Consider the following 264-nt stretch of genomic DNA (forward strand, 5'->3'; position numbering starts at 1 on the left):
CTTTCATTGGCAAAAGCACAATGAAAACTGAACAAGGAAGGAAACATGGAAACGAGGTTGCCCAATATTTTAGGTCAAGCCCTCGGCCTATTAGTATCAGTCGACTGAACACATTACTGTGCTTACATCTCTGACCTATCAACCACATAGTCTTTGTGGGGCCTTACTCCTTTCGGATGGGAGATCTAATCTTAGAGTTTGTTTCACGCTTAGATGCCTTCAGCGTTTATCAAGCCCGCACATAGCTACCCAGCTGTGCTCCTG

1 rRNA gene is annotated in these 264 nt (G+C 45.1%); it reads right to left on the reverse strand.

Annotated elements, in window-relative coordinates:
- Positions 1 to 70: 70 nt before the first annotated feature.
- A 23S ribosomal RNA gene (locus H6A25_RS12585) occupies positions 71 to 264 on the reverse strand; the annotation flags it as partial.

The sequence above is a fragment of the Intestinimonas butyriciproducens genome (genome assembly GCF_016901775.1).
GTDB lineage: Bacteria > Bacillota > Clostridia > Oscillospirales > Butyricicoccaceae > Pseudobutyricicoccus.